At 66.3% G+C, this 15672-nt stretch carries 13 protein-coding genes; 6 read left to right on the top strand and 7 right to left on the bottom strand.

Features of this window, described 5'->3' with window-relative positions:
• Nucleotides 1–6 precede the first annotated feature (6 nt).
• Nucleotides 7–753 (bottom strand): GntR family transcriptional regulator, encoded by a 747-nt coding sequence (locus CFB39_RS14220; RefSeq protein ID WP_011352976.1) that lies wholly within the window; start codon nt 751–753, stop codon nt 7–9.
• 166 nt (nt 754–919) lie between these two features.
• On the opposite strand from CFB39_RS14220, the gene CFB39_RS14215 reads away from it, so the two are divergent.
• Both CFB39_RS14215 and CFB39_RS41255 read left to right on the top strand, forming a co-directional pair.
• Nucleotides 920–1765: an aldo/keto reductase gene (locus CFB39_RS14215; RefSeq protein ID WP_089473432.1), complete on the top strand. Its 846-nt coding sequence runs from the start codon at nt 920–922 to the stop codon at nt 1763–1765.
• Between the two features lie 60 nt (nt 1766–1825).
• Entirely contained in the window at nt 1826–2617 is a 792-nt protein-coding gene (locus CFB39_RS41255) for a hypothetical protein (protein ID WP_373452730.1), read from the top strand.
• Between the two features lie 1147 nt (nt 2618–3764).
• Here the strand turns inward: CFB39_RS41255 and CFB39_RS14200 are convergent.
• The 5 genes from CFB39_RS14200 to CFB39_RS14180 form a co-directional block, all read right to left on the bottom strand.
• Nucleotides 3765–4775 carry a HoxN/HupN/NixA family nickel/cobalt transporter gene (locus CFB39_RS14200; RefSeq protein ID WP_174941971.1) on the bottom strand — a complete coding sequence of 337 codons (1011 nt, stop codon included), beginning with the start codon at nt 4773–4775 and terminating at the stop codon, nt 3765–3767.
• Nucleotides 4776–4940: 165 nt separating this feature from the next.
• Nucleotides 4941–7052, bottom strand: coding sequence for an elongation factor G (fusA, locus tag CFB39_RS14195; RefSeq protein ID WP_089426158.1), 2112 nt, complete (start codon nt 7050–7052; stop codon nt 4941–4943).
• A 216-nt stretch (nt 7053–7268) separates the two neighbouring features.
• Nucleotides 7269–7769 carry a DUF192 domain-containing protein gene (locus tag CFB39_RS14190; protein ID WP_089473431.1) on the bottom strand — a complete coding sequence of 167 codons (501 nt, stop codon included), beginning with the start codon at nt 7767–7769 and terminating at the stop codon, nt 7269–7271.
• A 163-nt stretch (nt 7770–7932) separates the two neighbouring features.
• On the bottom strand, nt 7933–8148 hold the full coding sequence (locus CFB39_RS14185) for a hypothetical protein (protein WP_011352970.1): 216 nt from the start codon (nt 8146–8148) through the stop codon (nt 7933–7935).
• 281 nt (nt 8149–8429) lie between these two features.
• Nucleotides 8430–9008, bottom strand: coding sequence for a pseudouridine synthase (locus CFB39_RS14180; protein WP_046544582.1), 579 nt, complete (start codon nt 9006–9008; stop codon nt 8430–8432).
• Nucleotides 9009–9285: 277 nt separating this feature from the next.
• On the opposite strand from CFB39_RS14180, the gene icd reads away from it, so the two are divergent.
• Together icd and CFB39_RS14165 are read left to right on the top strand one after the other, a co-directional pair.
• A complete protein-coding gene (gene icd, locus CFB39_RS14170; protein ID WP_006478026.1) occupies nt 9286–10542 on the top strand; it encodes an NADP-dependent isocitrate dehydrogenase in 1257 nt (418 codons plus the stop codon).
• Between the two features lie 282 nt (nt 10543–10824).
• Nucleotides 10825–13053 carry an NADP-dependent isocitrate dehydrogenase gene (locus CFB39_RS14165; RefSeq protein WP_089473430.1) on the top strand — a complete coding sequence of 743 codons (2229 nt, stop codon included), beginning with the start codon at nt 10825–10827 and terminating at the stop codon, nt 13051–13053.
• Between the two features lie 123 nt (nt 13054–13176).
• Here the strand turns inward: CFB39_RS14165 and CFB39_RS14160 are convergent, their stop codons facing one another.
• On the bottom strand, nt 13177–13401 hold the full coding sequence (locus CFB39_RS14160; protein ID WP_006490888.1) for a hypothetical protein: 225 nt from the start codon (nt 13399–13401) through the stop codon (nt 13177–13179).
• Nucleotides 13402–13570: 169 nt separating this feature from the next.
• On the opposite strand from CFB39_RS14160, the gene CFB39_RS40215 reads away from it, so the two are divergent.
• Together CFB39_RS40215 and CFB39_RS14155 are read left to right on the top strand one after the other, a co-directional pair.
• Nucleotides 13571–13867 carry a hypothetical protein gene (locus CFB39_RS40215; protein ID WP_179257681.1) on the top strand — a complete coding sequence of 99 codons (297 nt, stop codon included), beginning with the start codon at nt 13571–13573 and terminating at the stop codon, nt 13865–13867.
• Between the two features lie 206 nt (nt 13868–14073).
• Entirely contained in the window at nt 14074–15672 is a 1599-nt protein-coding gene (locus CFB39_RS14155) for a multicopper oxidase family protein (protein ID WP_089473429.1), read from the top strand.

Here is a 15672-nt window from a genome sequence, read left to right as displayed (position 1 = left end):
CGGGCGTTACTTGCGCAGTTCGACGACGAAGTCGTAGTAGTCGTTGCGGCAGTAGGTGTCGGTCAGTTCGATCGCGCGCTGGTCCGACGTATAGCCGATTCGAGTGATCAGCAGCAGCGCGTCGTGCGGCGCGATGCCCATCTGCTCGGCGATCTCGTCGGTCGCGTTGACCGCGCGGAAATGCTGCAGCGCGCGCACGATCGGCGTGCCGCGCGCTTCGAGATAGCTGTACAGCGAGCCGCCGATCGCCTGCGGATCGGGGATCAGCGTCGCGGGGAACGTCGAATTCTCGACGGCCATCACGATGCCGTCGGCGAGTCGCAGGCGTTTCAGGCGCGTGACCGATGCGGCCGGCGACAGCCCGAGCTGGATCACTTCGTCGCGGTTCGCCGGCTGGATCTCGCGCGCGAGCCATTGCGAGCTCGGCTTGAAGCCGCGCCGTTCGAGCATTTCGCTGAAGCTCGACAGCCGCGACAGCGGATCTTCGTAGCGCGGCTGGATGAAATTGCCGGCGCCCTGCGTGCGGCGAATCAGGCCTTGCTCGACGAGCAGCGCGATCGCCTTGCGCGCGGTGATGCGCGAGACGCCGAGCGCATCGGACAGCACGCGCTCGGAGGGCAATGCCTCGCCGGCCGTCCAGCGGTTGTCGTGGATCGCATCGCCGAGCTTGCGGGCGAGCTGCAGGTAGAGCGGCGTGTCGTTGTCGGGGTCGGGGCGCAGGTCCTGCCAGCGGTCGTCCGTGGATGCCTTCATGGAGTGGGTATCGATCTGATTGCGGCCATTCTAAGTCATCACGTGGCGCCGTTATAGCCGGTTTTTGCCGTGCAATAGGTGAATGGCGCGCCGATTGACTACACTGATGCGTCGTATTCCATGGCTGGGCCGCGGTGCGCGGCCACGAATCCGCAACGAGGAACGCATGACAGACACGATCGCCACGGTCGTCCTGCCGGACGGCGAGACGATTCCGAAGCTTGGCCTGGGCACGTGGGAAATGGGCGAACGGCCGAGCCGGCGCGCAGACGAGATCGCGGCGCTGCGCGAAGGCGTCGCGCTCGGGATGACGCTGGTCGATACGGCCGAGATGTACGGTGACGGCGCGACCGAGGAGCTGGTGGGCGAAGCACTCGCGGGCTTGCGCGACGACGTGTTCCTCGTCAGCAAGGTCTATCCGCACCATGCGAGCCGGCGCGGCGTCGTCGCCGCGTGCGATGCGAGCCTCAAGCGCCTGCGTACCGATCGCCTCGACCTGTACCTGCTCCACTGGCGCGGCTCGGTGCCGCTCGAGGAGACGGTCGAAGGCTTCGAGGCGCTGCAGCGCGCGGGCAAGATCCGTCACTGGGGCGTCAGCAATTTCGATACGGCCGACATGGCCGAACTCGTCGATGAAGCCGGCGGCGGTGCGTGCGCGACCAACCAGATCCTTTACAACATCGCGCGGCGCGGCCCCGAGTTCGACCTGCTGCCGTGGCTTGCCGAGCACCGGATGCCGGCGATGGCCTACAGTCCGGTCGATCACGGGCGGCTGCCGAAGCACTCGCCGCTCGACGAGATCGCGCGGCAGCGCGGCGTGTCGGTGATGCGCGTCGCGCTCGCGTGGGTGCTCGCGCAGCCGGGGGTGTTCGCGATCCCGAAGGCATCGCGACTCGAACACGTGCGCGACAACCGGGCCGCGCTCGATTTCGTGCTCAGCGATGACGAGCGCGCGCAGCTTGACGCTTACTTCCGTCCGCCACGCAGCAAGCGCGCGCTCGAGATGCTCTGACGATATCCGGCGGATCAACGCAGCAGGTCAGTGGTGGCCTCCTGACGATCCGCCGTTGCCGTGACCGCCGCCATTGCCGTTCCCGGCGCCATGGCCGTTGCCGACACCGTTGGCCCCGCCATTGCCGGCGCCGCCACTGCCGTTTCCGTTGCCGTTGCCACGGCCATTGCCGTGGCCGCCGTTGCTGCCGGTACCGCCGCCATTGCCCGAGCCGCTGTTGCCGCCGGCGCCACTGCCATTGCCGCGACCGTTGCCGACACCGTTGGCCCCGCCATTGCCGGCGCCGCCACTGCCGTTTCCATTGCCGTTGCCACCACCGTTACCGTGGCCACCGCCGTCGCCATGGCCACCACCGTTGCCGTGGCCGCCGCCGTCGCCATGGCCACCACCATTGCCGTGACCACCGCCATCGCCGTCGCCATGGCCACCACCGTTGCCGTGGCCGCCGCCACCGCCGTCGCCATGGCCACCACCGTTGCCGTGGCCGCCGCCGTCGCCATGGCCACCACCGTTGCCGTGGCCGCCGCCGTCGCCATGGCCACCACCATTGCCGTGACCACCGCCATCGCCGTCGCCATGGCCACCACCGTTGCCGTGACCACCGCCATCGCCGTCGCCATGGCCACCACCGTTGCCGTGACCACCGCCATCGCCGTCGCCATGGCCACCACCGTTGCCGTGACCGCCGCCATCGCCATGGCCGCCACCGTAGCCGTGACCGCCGCCGCCGTGACCGCCACCATCACCGTCCCCGTGGCCGCCGTCGCCGTGACCGCCGCCATCACCGTCACCACCACCACCGCCACCACCACCGCCATGGCCACCATGTCCGCCATGACCTCCGCCGCCTGAAGTCCCACCACCGGAAGTGCCGCCTCCCGAGGTACCGCCACCCGAAGTGCCGCCACCGGAAGTACCGCCACCGGAAGTGCCGCCACCGGAAGTGCCGCCGCCTGAAGTCCCACCACCGGAAGTGCCGCCTCCCGAGGTACCGCCACCGGAGGTGCCGCCACCGGAGGTGCCGCCGCCCGAAGTACCGCCACCGGAGGTGCCGCCGCCCGAAGTACCGCCACCGGAAGTGCCGCCACCGGAAGTCCCACCACCGGAAGTCCCACCACCGGAAGTCCCACCACCGGAAGTGCCGCCACCGGAAGTGCCGCCACCGGAAGTGCCACCACCGGAAGTGCCACCACCGGAAGTGCCGCCACCCGAAGTGCCGCCACCCGAAGTGCCACCACCGGAAGTGCCACCACCGGAAGTGCCACCATCCGAACCCCCGCTGCCAGACGCATTGCCTCCGCGGCCCGAGCCACCTGAACCACTCGTGCTGCCGGATGTTCCGCTTGTCGTTCCGCCGACACCAGCAGGCCCGACGGTACCGTTCCCGTTGTTGCCGCTACCGCTGCCGTTCCCGTTTCCGCTACCGGGGCTGCCGCCGCTGCCATTGCCGCCCGAGCCTGCGCCATTTCCGCCCACGCGCCCGCCGGCGAAGACGTGCACCGCGCACGCCGCCGGATTGGCTGCGCAAGGCGAAGCATCGTCGACCAGCGTCATGATGGCGTCCGCGCTGGCAACTGCATCGGCCGCGGCGTCCGGTGCCGCATCCTGTGCGACGGCATACGAGCAGCAGCACGCGAACGCGGCTGCGGCGAACAAGGTTGCGCGATAGCGCCGTCCCGGCGTACGGAACGGTTGTTTCTTCTTGAGCATCATGGCCTCCCCATGCGCGCGATGCCTCGTCGCCGCGCGGCTATCTAGGTGTGGTGCAGGGGGCCGGTAAAGATTCGTAGTCCTGTCGGCAGTCGATCGCGTTCAGGCGGGCGCTGGACGCCAGCCGCGAGCGCGGAACGGTATGCGGGCCCGCCGTGCGAATCCCTATTTGCGAGATCCGTGCCACCGGCCGCTTGCGCCCGTCGCGCAAGGCGCACGCGAGTGCGCGACGGCGCCTGCAACGCCTTGGGGGGAGTTTTGTTTCCGGAATGAAACGTCTGAGCTATGTTCAGCGCGCGGGCGCATCGGCCGCACGCTGCCAGCGGTGGAACAGGATCGACGCGATCCAGCAGACGAGGAACAGGGCGACGATGCCGTAGCCGATCGAGCCGAAGCGTTCGCCGAGCGCATCGAGCGCGTCGCGCACGGGGCCCGTCAGCGACAGCTTGTCGGCCAGCAGGCCGGCTGCCTCGATCCCGCCGATCGCCAGTGCGACGGCCGCCGACACGAACGTGATGCTCGCGTTGTAGAGCAGCTTGCGCTGCGGATCGTCCATCGCCCAGCCGTACGCGTGAATCATCAGCACGTTGTCGGTCGAGTCGATCAGCGTCATGCCGGCGGTGAACAGCGCGGGAAACAGCATGACCGTATAGACCGGCAGCCCCTGGCTCGCCTGCGCGGCGGCGATCGCGAGCAGGCCGATTTCGGTTGCAGTATCGAAACCGAGCCCGAACAGCACGCCGACCGGATACATGTGCCAGCTCTTCGACACGAACCGGAACAGCGGTCGCAGCAGCCGGGACACGAGCCCGGCGGGGCGGTGCACATGCGCGGCATCGTGAGCATGCCCGTGCGTGCCGCGATAGCGCCGCCACACGTCGCGCAGGATCACCAGGTTCACGCACGCGAGCACGAGCAGGAAGGTGGCCGACACCGCCGTGCCGATCGTGCCGCCGATCTCGCGGAATGCGTCGAACCGGTCGCGCAGCGCGAACGCGGTCAGCGCGATGCCGAGCGTCGCGGCGATCACGATCGTCGAATGACCGAGCGAGAAGAACAGCCCGACGCTCACCGGACGCTGGCCTTCCTGCATCAGCTTGCGCGTTGCAACGTCGATCGCGGCGATGTGATCGGCGTCGACCGCATGACGCAGCCCGAGTCCGTATGCGATCGCCGCGGTGCCCAGCAGCAGCGGATGATCGCGCAACACGGCGAGCGCCCACAGCCAGACGGCGGCGTTCGCGGCGATCAGGCCGGCATAGAGGATCAGCAGGCGGCGCAGGGCAGGGGTGGGCGGCATCGGGATGGTTCCATCTGATGAATCGCGATGCATTGTGGCACGCGAAAAAAAACCGGGACGTGCCGATCAAAAAAGGCCGCGTGCACGGTGCGCGCAAACGAAAAAAAGCCCGTCCGGAACCGGACGGGCCTTGCCTGCAGGCAGCAGCGCGCCAGCGCGCCGCGCTTACTTCACTTTCGCGTTGATCACGCCTTCCGATACGTTGGCCGGCGTTTCCGCGTACTGCTTGAACTCCATCGTGTAGGTCGCGCGGCCCTGCGTGGCCGAACGCAGCGACGTCGAATAGCCGAACATTTCCGCGAGCGGCACTTCGGCGCGCACGAGCTTGCCGCCGCCACCCGCGATGTCTTCCATCCCCTGCACGATGCCGCGACGGCTCGACAGGTCGCCCATCACGTTGCCCATGAAGTCCTCGGGCGTTTCCACCTCGACGGCCATCATCGGCTCGAGCAGCACGGGCTTCGCGCGGCGCATCGCTTCCTTGAACGCCATCGAGCCGGCCATCCGGAACGCGTTTTCGTTCGAGTCGACGTCGTGGTACGAGCCGAACGTCAGGTGCACCTTCACGTCGACGACCGGGTAGCCCGCGAGCACGCCGCTCTTCAGCGTCTCGGTGATGCCCTTGTCGACGGCCGGGATGAATTCGCGCGGAATCACGCCGCCCTTGATCTCGTCGAGGAACTCATAGCCCTTGCCGGGGTTCGGCTCGAGCGTGATCACCGCGTGGCCGTACTGGCCGCGACCACCCGACTGCTTGACGAACTTGCCCTCGACGTCGGACGCCGTCGTGCGCACCGTCTCGCGATATGCGACCTGCGGCTTGCCGACCGTCGCCTCGACGCCGAATTCGCGCTTCATCCGGTCGACCAGGATTTCGAGGTGAAGCTCGCCCATCCCCGAAATGATCGTCTGGCCGGATTCTTCGTCGGTCTGCACGCGGAACGACGGATCTTCCTGAGCCAGACGGTTCAGCGCCAGCCCCATCTTTTCCTGGTCAGCCTTCGTCTTCGGCTCGACGGCCTGCGAGATCACCGGTTCCGGGAATTCCATCTTCTCGAGGATGATCGGCTTCGCCGGATCGCACAGCGTGTCGCCGGTGGTCGCTTCCTTCAGCCCGACGGCCGCCGCGATGTCGCCCGCGCGCACTTCCTTGATTTCCTTGCGCTCGTTCGCGTGCATCTGCAGGATCCGGCCGAGCCGTTCCTTCTTGTCCTTGGTCGCGTTGAGCACCGTGTCGCCCGATTCGACGACGCCCGAATACACGCGGAAGAAGATCAGCTGGCCGACGAACGGGTCGGTCATGATCTTGAACGCGAGCGACGAGAACGGCTCGTCATCGCTCGGATGGCGTTCCGCCGGCTTTTCCGGATCGGCGAAGTCGTGGCCGAGGATGGCCGGCACGTCGACCGGCGACGGCAGGTAGTCGATCACCGCGTCGAGCATTGCCTGCACGCCCTTGTTCTTGAACGCGCTGCCGCACAGCATCGGCACGATCTCGTTCGCGATCGTGCGCTTGCGCAGCGCGGCCTTGATCTCGTCCTCGGTCAGCGATTCATGGTCGTGCAGGTACTTCTCGAGCAGTTCCTCGCTCGCTTCCGCCGCGGCCTCGACCATCTTCTCGCGCCATTCGTGCGCGAGCTCGACGAGGTTTGCCGGGATGTCCTCGTACGAGAACTTCACGCCCTGGCTTTCGTCGTCCCACACGATCGCCTTCATCTTCACGAGATCGACGACGCCCTGGAAATGATCTTCCGCGCCGATCGGAATCTGGATCGGCACGGCGACGCCTTTCAGGCGCTCGCCGATCTGCTTCTGCACGCGGAAGAAATCGGCGCCGATGCGGTCCATCTTGTTGACGAACGCGATGCGCGGCACCTTGTACTTGTTGGCCTGGCGCCAGACGGTCTCGGACTGCGGCTGCACGCCGCCGACCGAGTCGTAGACCATGCACGCGCCGTCGAGCACGCGCATCGAGCGCTCGACTTCAATGGTGAAGTCGACGTGCCCGGGCGTGTCGATGATGTTGATCCGGTGCTCGGGATAGTTGCCGGCCATGCCCTTCCAGAAGGCCGTGGTCGCGGCCGACGTGATCGTGATGCCGCGTTCCTGCTCCTGCTCCATCCAGTCCATCGTGGCCGCGCCGTCGTGCACTTCACCGATCTTGTGGCTCACGCCGGTGTAAAACAGGATGCGCTCGGTCGTCGTGGTTTTGCCGGCATCGATGTGAGCGCTGATCCCGATATTGCGATAGCGCTCGATGGGGGTTTTGCGGGGCACGTGAACCTCCTTAGGTTCGGATGTAAGCGGGCCGACAGCGGCGGCCCGGGCTGGACAAGCGAGACTTAAAGCATAGCGCTTGCGCGTGGCTTTTGCAGATGCGGCCGACGGCGGCGGAATCAAGCCGGGTGCCACCGCCGGCGGGCGAAAAAAAACCGGCGCGCAACGGGCGGCCGGCTTCGGTCGGTGCGCGGCACGGCGCCGCGACAATCGCCGTTACTGGGCCTTCGGCAGGCCTTCGAGCTTCATGCCGGGCTTGATGCCCTTCGCCGCGAACCAGCCCTTGCTCATTTCGAGCGCATAGACGCCGTTGTTGCGCGGGCAGTGGTTGTCGGTCGTCTCGGCCTTCATCTCGTCGATGTCGGTGATCGTGCCGTCCGCGCGGATGAACGCGATCGACAGCGGGATCAGCGTGTTCTTCATCCAGAAGCAATGCACCGCGTTCTCGTTGAACACGAACAGCATGCCTTCGTTCGGCGCGAGCTGCGAACGGTACATCAGCCCCTGTTCGCGGTCGGGGTCGTTCGCGGCGACGGCTGCGTCGATCACGTACATGCCGGCGCGCAGCTTCACGCGCGGGAATTCGCTCGGCTGCTTGGCGCCGGGCGGCACTTGCGCGCCGGCGGCCTGCATGCCGAACGCCATGACGGCGAGCGCGGCGGGAAACACGGCGGCGCGCGCAAGGCGGCCGAGCGACGAGCGCAGGGAGAATTGCACAGCAAGGCTCCTATCTGGAAAACGAGACCCGCATGGTACGCGATGCGTGTCGTCGGGCACAAAAAGAAAAAGGCAGATCGCCTTGCGGTGATCTGCCTTTCAACGCCGTAAGAACGGCAAGACTGCGTGTTCTTGACTGCGTTATTTATTACAGCAAGCTTACTTAGTTCGAAGCAGCTGCCGGTGCTGCTGCGTCGCTCGCTGCAGCCTTCTTCGATGCCTTGTGGTGCTTCTTGGCTGCGTGGTGCTTCTTGGCAGCGTGCTTAGCCGGTGCCGAAGCAGCTTCAGCAGCAGCCGGAGCAGCTTCCGGAGCCGATGCTTGTGCGAAAGCAGCCGTTGCGAAGAGACCAGCGACCAGAGCAGCGATCAGTTTGTTCATGTTGTGTTCCTCAGCTTTAGTTAATTAACCAAATGACCCGGCAATAGGAGTCATGTCGTCTAACGGTGCCATCCACCTTTCGGTTGACAGACGCTTCGAGAAATTTCTCATTGCGCTGCGGGCGCCGAATCGTATTCGATAAAAACGTCGCTTTCGTGACGCAAACACGGGTTCGGCTGCCAATGCCGGATAGCTAAGGTTGGCATCTGCGTGGTTTAACGCGCGATCTTCGCAGCCGGTTGACGAAAAAGATGACGAAAAATTCGCGCGTCCCGAATTCGTCATCCGGCGGGCGCGAAACCCTCCCACGGTGCGCGTGGCGGCAGGGCGATTGTTTCTCCCGGTGCAATGCCGAGCGCGAATATATCTAGTGCGCCGATGCCGACACGCACCAGGCGCAACGTCGGGAAGCCGACGGCCGCCGTCATCCGGCGCACCTGCCGGTTCTTGCCCTCGGTGATCGCAAGCTCGATCCATGTCGTCGGGATCGCGGCGCGGTAGCGGATCGGCGGATTGCGCGGCCACAGCGTGTCGGGCGGCTCGATGAACTCGGCGCGGCATGGACGCGTCACGTAGTCGCCGAGGTCGACGCCGCGCGCGAGCGCCTTCAGGTCGGCGGGGCCGGGTGCGCCCTCGACCTGCGCCCAGTAGCGCTTGACGAGCTTGTGGCGCGGCTCGGCGATGCGCGCCTGCAGCGCACCGTCGTCGGTGAGCAGCAGCAGCCCCTCGCTGTCCGCGTCCAGCCGGCCGGCCGCGTAGACGCCGGGCGTTTTGACCCAGTCGCCGAGCGACGGGCGCGTCTCGTGCGCGGAAAACTGGCAAATCGTGCCGAACGGCTTGTTGAGGGCGATCAGGTTCATGGCGGGGCGTCCGCCCGGCGCGCCGCGGGAAGCGGGGGCGGGCGGTCTATGGCAAATGGCGGAATCTTAATGCATAATACGGAACGGCAAGTCCTCTGTCTTATATAAGACATAAGTGGGGTCTTGATACGCAGTGCCGCGCTTCATGCCGAAGTGCCCGGTTGGGGCGCTAGAATAGCGGCTCGCTGTTGCCGTCACGGGGTGGCCATGCCGCGCCCCCGCCGCGCGCGCAGCTTCGACCAGCATCACCTGCTCAGCCACGTCACTGGAGTCGATCATGCCGTATCAGCACATCAAGGTTCCGGAAGGCGGTGACAAGATCACCGTCAACAAGGACTTCTCGCTCAACGTTTCCGATCAGCCGATCATTCCCTATATCGAAGGCGACGGTACGGGCTTCGATATCACGCCGGTCATGATCAAGGTCGTCGACGCGGCGGTCGCGCATGCCTACAAGGGCAAGCGCAAGATCCACTGGATGGAGATTTTCGCGGGCGAGAAGGCGACGAAGGTGTACGGCCCGGACGTGTGGCTCCCGGACGAAACGCTGCAGGTGCTGAAGGAATACGTGGTGTCGATCAAGGGGCCGCTCACGACCCCGGTCGGCGGCGGGATCCGTTCGCTGAACGTCGCGCTGCGCCAGGAACTCGACCTGTACGTGTGCCTGCGCCCGGTGCAGTACTTCAAGGGCGTGCCTTCGCCGGTGCGCGAGCCGCAAAAGATCGACATGGTGATCTTCCGCGAGAACTCGGAAGACATCTACGCAGGCATCGAATGGGCCGCGGGCTCCGAGCAGGCGAAGAAGGTGATCAAGTTCCTGCAGGACGAGATGGGCGTGAAGAAGATCCGCTTCCCGGAAACCTCGGGGATCGGCGTCAAGCCCGTGTCGACCGAAGGCACCGAGCGTCTCGTGCGCAAGGCGATCCAGTATGCGATCGACAACGATCGCAAGTCGGTCACGCTGGTGCACAAGGGCAACATCATGAAGTTCACGGAAGGCCTGTTCCGTGACGCCGGCTACGCGCTCGCGCAGAAGGAATTCGGCGGCGAGCTGATCGACGGCGGCCCGTGGATGCGCGTGAAGAACCCGAAGACGGGCAACGAGATCGTGATCAAGGATTCGATCGCCGATGCGTTCCTGCAGCAGATCCTGCTGCGCCCGGCCGAATACGACGTGATCGCCACGCTGAACCTGAACGGTGACTACATCTCCGACGCGCTGGCCGCGCAGGTCGGCGGCATCGGGATCGCGCCGGGCGCGAACCTGTCGGACTCGGTCGCGATGTTCGAAGCGACGCACGGCACCGCGCCGAAGTACGCAGGCAAGGATTACGTGAACCCCGGTTCCGAGATCCTGTCCGCGGAAATGATGCTGCGCCACCTCGGCTGGACGGAAGCAGCCGACACGATCATCGCCGCGATGGAGAAGTCGATCCTGCAGAAGCGCGTCACGTACGACTTCGCGCGCCTGATGGAAGGTGCGACGCAGGTGTCGTGCTCGGGCTTCGGTGAAGTGCTGATCGAGAACATGTAAGACCCCTTCCGGGGTGGGCCGGCAGGTTGCCGGCCGCCCCGGCGCCTACTGCCGGCGCCGGAGCGTTTCGTGGATGGCAGGTTTGTTGGCAGGGCGGTCCGGCATGCGGGCCGCGGCGCCGCGATGCGGCCCGGAGCCCCTGCAAGGTAGAACATGACGGCCCTCGCAACACCACCGCCCGGCTGAGCCGGCGCGCCCCTTTCGCGATCGACCCGGTCGCTCCCCGCCGGTTACCCGCCGGCGTTCTCAGCCCCACAATCACGTAGCAATGCTTTGACCACCATGTCCACTTCGCCCAAGATCATCTACACCCTCACCGACGAAGCGCCCGCGCTCGCGACCTATTCGCTGCTGCCGATCGTCAAGGCCTTCACGCGCTCGTCCGGCGTTGCCGTCGAAACGCGCGACATCTCGCTTGCCGGCCGCATCATCGCCGCATTCGCGGACATCCTGCCGCCCGAGCAGAAGGGTTCCGACGATCTGGCCGAACTGGGCCAGCTCACGCTGAAGCCGGAAGCGAACATCATCAAGCTGCCGAACATCAGCGCATCGGTGCCGCAGCTCAAGGCCGCGATCGCCGAACTGCAGGCGCAGGGCTACAAGCTGCCGGCCTACCCGGAAGATCCGTCGACGGACGAAGAGAAGGCGGTCAAGGCCCGCTACGACAAGATCAAGGGCAGCGCGGTGAACCCGGTGCTGCGCGAAGGCAACTCCGACCGCCGCGCGCCGCTGTCGGTCAAGAACTACGCACGCAAGCATCCGCACAAGATGGGCGCGTGGAAGGCCACGTCGAAGGCCCACGTCGCGCACATGAGCGAAGGCGACTTCTACGGCAGCGAGAAGTCGGCGCTGATCGCCGATGCCGGCAGCGTGAAGATCGAACTCACGACGACCGACGGCGCGAAGAAGGTGCTGAAGGAAAAGACGGCCGTGAAGGCCGGTGAAGTGATCGACGCGTCGGTGATGAGCCGCAACGCGCTGCGCAGCTTCATCGAAGCGCAGATCGCCGACGCCAAGGCGCAGGACGTGCTGTTCTCGGTGCACCTGAAGGCGACCATGATGAAGGTCTCGGACCCGATCCTGTTCGGTCACTTCGTGTCGGTGTTCTACCGCGACGCGCTCGCGAAGCACGCGGACGTGCTGGCGCAGGTCGGCTTCAACCCGAACAACGGCATCGGCGACCTGTACGCGCGCCTGAAGGACCTGCCGGCCGACACGCGCGAAGCGATCGAAGCCGACGTCAAGGCCGAATACGCAGTGCGTCCGCGCCTGGCGATGGTCAACTCGGACAAGGGCATCACGAACCTGCACGTGCCGAGCGACGTGATCGTCGACGCATCGATGCCGGCGATGATCCGCGATTCGGGCGGCATGTGGGGCCCGGACGGCCAGCTGTACGACGCGAAGGCCGTGATTCCGGACCGCTGCTACGCCGGTGTCTACCAGGCCGTGATCGAGGACTGCAAGCAGCATGGCGCGTTCGATCCGGTCACGATGGGCAGCGTGCCGAACGTCGGCCTGATGGCGCAGGCGGCTGAAGAATACGGTTCGCACGACAAGACGTTCCAGATCCCGGCGGACGGCGTCGTGCGCGTCACCGACGAAGCGGGCAACGTGCTGCTCGAGCATGCCGTGGAAGCGGGCGACATCTGGCGCATGTGCCAGACGAAGGACGCACCGGTGCAGGACTGGGTCAAGCTCGCGGTCAACCGCGCACGCGCGACCGGCGCACCGGCCGTGTTCTGGCTCGATCCGGCTCGCGCACACGACGCGCAGATCATCGCGAAGGTCGAGCGTTACCTGAAGGATCACGACACGAACGGCCTCGACATCCGCGTGATGACGCCGGTCGAAGCCACGCGTTTCTCGCTCGAGCGCATCCGTGCGGGCAAGGACACGATCTCCGTCACCGGCAACGTGCTGCGCGACTACCTGACCGACCTGTTCCCGATCATGGAACTCGGCACCAGCGCGAAGATGCTGTCGATCGTGCCGCTGATGGCCGGCGGCGGGATGTTCGAAACGGGTGCGGGCGGCTCCGCGCCGAAGCATGTGCAGCAGTTCGTCGAGGAAGGCTTCCTGCGCTGGGATTCGCTCGGCGAGTTCCTCGCGCTGGCCGCGTCGCTCGAACACCTCGGCAACGCGTACCAGAACCCGAAGGCGGTCGTGCTCGCGAAGACGCTCGACCAGGCGACCGGCAAGTTCCTGGACGAGAACAAGTCGCCGGCGCGCAAGGTCGGCGGCCTCGACAACCGCGGCAGCCATTTCTATCTGTGCCTGTACTGGGCGCAGGCGCTGGCCGAGCAGACCGAGGACGCGGCGCTGAAGGCGCAGTTCGAAGGCGTGGCGAAGGCGCTGTCCGACAGCGAAGCGCGCATCCTGGAAGAACTGGCGGCCGCGCAGGGCAAGGCGCAGGCCATCGGCGGCTACTACCGTCCGAACGTCGACCTGACGAGCCAGGCCATGCGCCCGAGCGCGACGCTGAACGGCATCGTCGACGCGGTCGCCTGACGCAGGCCGCGCGATCGCGCGGGCCGATGCGTGTGCCGGCGCGGCGGGCATTGCTGCCTGCCACCGGCTACAAAAGAAAAACGCCCCGGACGCCCGGGGCGTTTTTCGTTGCAGGTTTGTCATTCAGACGTGAACGATTTCCCATTCGGCGATTTCGTGCGGCACTTCGAGCGTTGCCGTGTCCAGTTCGGACAGTTGCTCGCAGTCGCCACGGGAGATGTGGTCGGCTGCCACTTCAGGGCACGAGAATGCGCCGAGCAGGGCGTTGCCGAACGTCGCTTCCCAGCCGCCGTTACCCGGCAGGATGTAGAACGACCCGAGCGCTGAACCAAAGCGAAATCCCTTCATTTCCGTTCTCCCTTTCTGATCACAAGCGATTCTGGTGTGCCGCCTGCCGGCTTGGCCGGCTGTGGCCCGACTGGCTGCTTGCGCCGGATTCCGTATCGAACGTCGTGGCGAAGCGTCAGTGCATGGAACAAAGTCTACGTCCGCGGCCCGCTCGGATGGTGCATGTAGAATGGCTTCACTAAACAAAAATTCTCTTTTAAAAACAAATAATTATTTCCGTCGTTTTGTATTGCGGAACGTTTTTTGGCATCGCGAAACGGGGATTTTGTGCCCTGCACCACGAATTTTTATAACGCAGGGACTTGTTCCGCATCGTGAAATATTGGCGGGTTTGCGGATCGGCGAAGTGACCGGCGCCGTGGTGGGGCCGAACGGCAGGCGCGAGGCGACTGCCTGGGAACTGCCCGGGTCAGGGTTGAGTGGCGCTTCGGCCGTGAGCGAAGAGCCGTGGATCGCCGATCGATGATGTGGGCCGATGCGTGCCGAATCGGGTGCGGCGTTGTCGAGCCCTGCGGCGTATCGCCGCCCGGCCGGCCGTGGCGCGTCTCGATTTTGGCCTGCGGTTATGATGACGCGGGCATCAGGATTTGCGTCGCGCATCGGCGCTTCGGCCGGCCGGCGCGGGCGTCGCGACGGGCGCGCGACCCAGCATGGATAAACGAGGAACGATTGATGATACGGAGAACCTTCCTGTCGCGCGCCATCGGTGTCGCGGCCGCGTCGCTGTTCGCGCGCGCCGCGTGGGCGCAGCATGCCGGTCACGCCGGCATGGCCGGCATGGACTCGATGGACGACATGCCCGGCATGTCAGGGATGGCGGGTCACGGGCAGCACGGCAAGTCCGCACCGGCCGCGCTCGCGGCCGCCGACGCGTTGCCGGCCGGTGCACCGCTCGCGGCGCTGCGCACGCTCGCGAACGAAAGCCGCGAGCCCGGCATGTTCCGGGCCACGCTGGTGGCGCAGCCCGTGGCGCGCCCGATGCTGCACGGTGCACGGCCCACCACGTTCTGGCAGTTCGGTGCGGGCACGCAGGGCCCCGTCGTCGGTCCGCTGATCGACGTGCGCGAGGGCGACACGGTCGAGATCAAGTTCGTGAACAAGCTGCCGCAGCCGTCGACCATCCACTGGCACGGCCTGCCGGTGCCGCCTGACCAGGACGGCAATCCTTCCGATCCCGTCGCGCCCGGCGCGGCGCGCGTGTACCGCTTCACGTTGCCGAAGGGGAGTGCCGGCACCTACTGGTACCACCCGCATCCGCACATGATGACGGCCGAGCAGGTCTTCCGCGGGCTGGCCGGCCCGTTCGTCGTGCGCGCCGCGGACGATCCGCTGGCGGGCTGGCCCGAGCGCAACCTGTTCGTGTCGGACCTGAAGCTTGCGCGCGACGGCACGATTGCACCGAACGACATGATGGACTGGATGAACGGCCGCGAGGGCCAGTTCGTGCTGGTCAACGGCGCCCGCCGGCCGCGGATCGACGTCGCGGGCGACGAGCGCTGGCGCGTGTGGAACGCGTGCAGCGCGCGCTATTTGCGCGTCGCGTTCGACGACGGCCGCGCGTTCGAGCATGCGGGCACCGACGGCGGCCTGTTTGACGCGCCGCGCCGCGTCACGTCGCTGTTGATCGCGCCGGGAGAACGGGCGGAGCTGCTGGTCCGCGCCGGCGACCGGGCGTCGCGCGCCGTGCTGCAGGCGGCCGAATACGACCGCCGCAAGATGTCGATGTCGCACGATGACGGACACGGCAGCCTGCCGCCCGATCCGGCGCTGGCGCTGGCCGACGTCGCATTCGCGCCGGCCGCCGCACGTGCGCTGCCGGCGACCCTGCGCGCGGTGCCGTCGCTGGGCGAGCCGGTCGCGCACAAGACGGTCGAGTTCGGCGAAGAGATGGACATGGACGCGATGATGAAGGGCGCGGCGCACGGCCGTCCGGCGGGCATGCGCTTCACGATCAACGGCGACACTTACGCGCCGCATCGCGCGACGCTGACGAGCCGCCGTGGCGACGTCGAGCGCTGGACGATCCGCAACGGCACCGACATGGATCACCCGTTCCACCTGCATGGCACGCAGTTCCAGGTGATCGAGCGCGAATCGGGCGGTTCGCGCACGAGCGAACCGTTCCGTGCATGGCGCGATACGGTGAACGTGCGCAGCGGCGAAACCGTGACGATTCTCGTCACGCAAGACATGCCTGGAGAGCGCATGTTTCATTGCCACATTCTCGAACACGAGGATCTCGGCATGATGGGCACGCTGAAGGTCGTGTAA

The sequence above is a fragment of the Burkholderia sp. AU6039 genome, from assembly GCF_002223365.1.
GTDB lineage: Bacteria > Pseudomonadota > Gammaproteobacteria > Burkholderiales > Burkholderiaceae > Burkholderia.
Note: the sequence above shows the minus strand (reverse complement) of the source record. Positions and strands in the feature narration are given on the sequence as shown.

What these genes read in the sequence shown, in the direction of transcription:
- CFB39_RS14220 (WP_011352976.1), bottom strand. Translation starts at nt 753, where the DNA reads ATGAAGGCATCCACGGACGACCGCTGGCAGGACCTGCGCCCCGACCCC.
- CFB39_RS14215 (WP_089473432.1), top strand. Translation starts at nt 920, where the DNA reads ATGACAGACACGATCGCCACGGTCGTCCTGCCGGACGGCGAGACGATT.
- CFB39_RS14200 (WP_174941971.1), bottom strand. Translation starts at nt 4,775, where the DNA reads ATGCCGCCCACCCCTGCCCTGCGCCGCCTGCTGATCCTCTATGCCGGC.
- CFB39_RS14185 (WP_011352970.1), bottom strand. Translation starts at nt 8,148, where the DNA reads ATGAACAAACTGATCGCTGCTCTGGTCGCTGGTCTCTTCGCAACGGCT.
- CFB39_RS14180 (WP_046544582.1), bottom strand. Translation starts at nt 9,008, where the DNA reads ATGAACCTGATCGCCCTCAACAAGCCGTTCGGCACGATTTGCCAGTTT.
- icd (WP_006478026.1), top strand. Translation starts at nt 9,286, where the DNA reads ATGCCGTATCAGCACATCAAGGTTCCGGAAGGCGGTGACAAGATCACC.
- CFB39_RS14165 (WP_089473430.1), top strand. Translation starts at nt 10,825, where the DNA reads ATGTCCACTTCGCCCAAGATCATCTACACCCTCACCGACGAAGCGCCC.
- CFB39_RS14160 (WP_006490888.1), bottom strand. Translation starts at nt 13,401, where the DNA reads ATGAAGGGATTTCGCTTTGGTTCAGCGCTCGGGTCGTTCTACATCCTG.
- CFB39_RS40215 (WP_179257681.1), top strand. Translation starts at nt 13,571, where the DNA reads ATGGCTTCACTAAACAAAAATTCTCTTTTAAAAACAAATAATTATTTC.
- CFB39_RS14155 (WP_089473429.1), top strand. Translation starts at nt 14,074, where the DNA reads ATGATACGGAGAACCTTCCTGTCGCGCGCCATCGGTGTCGCGGCCGCG.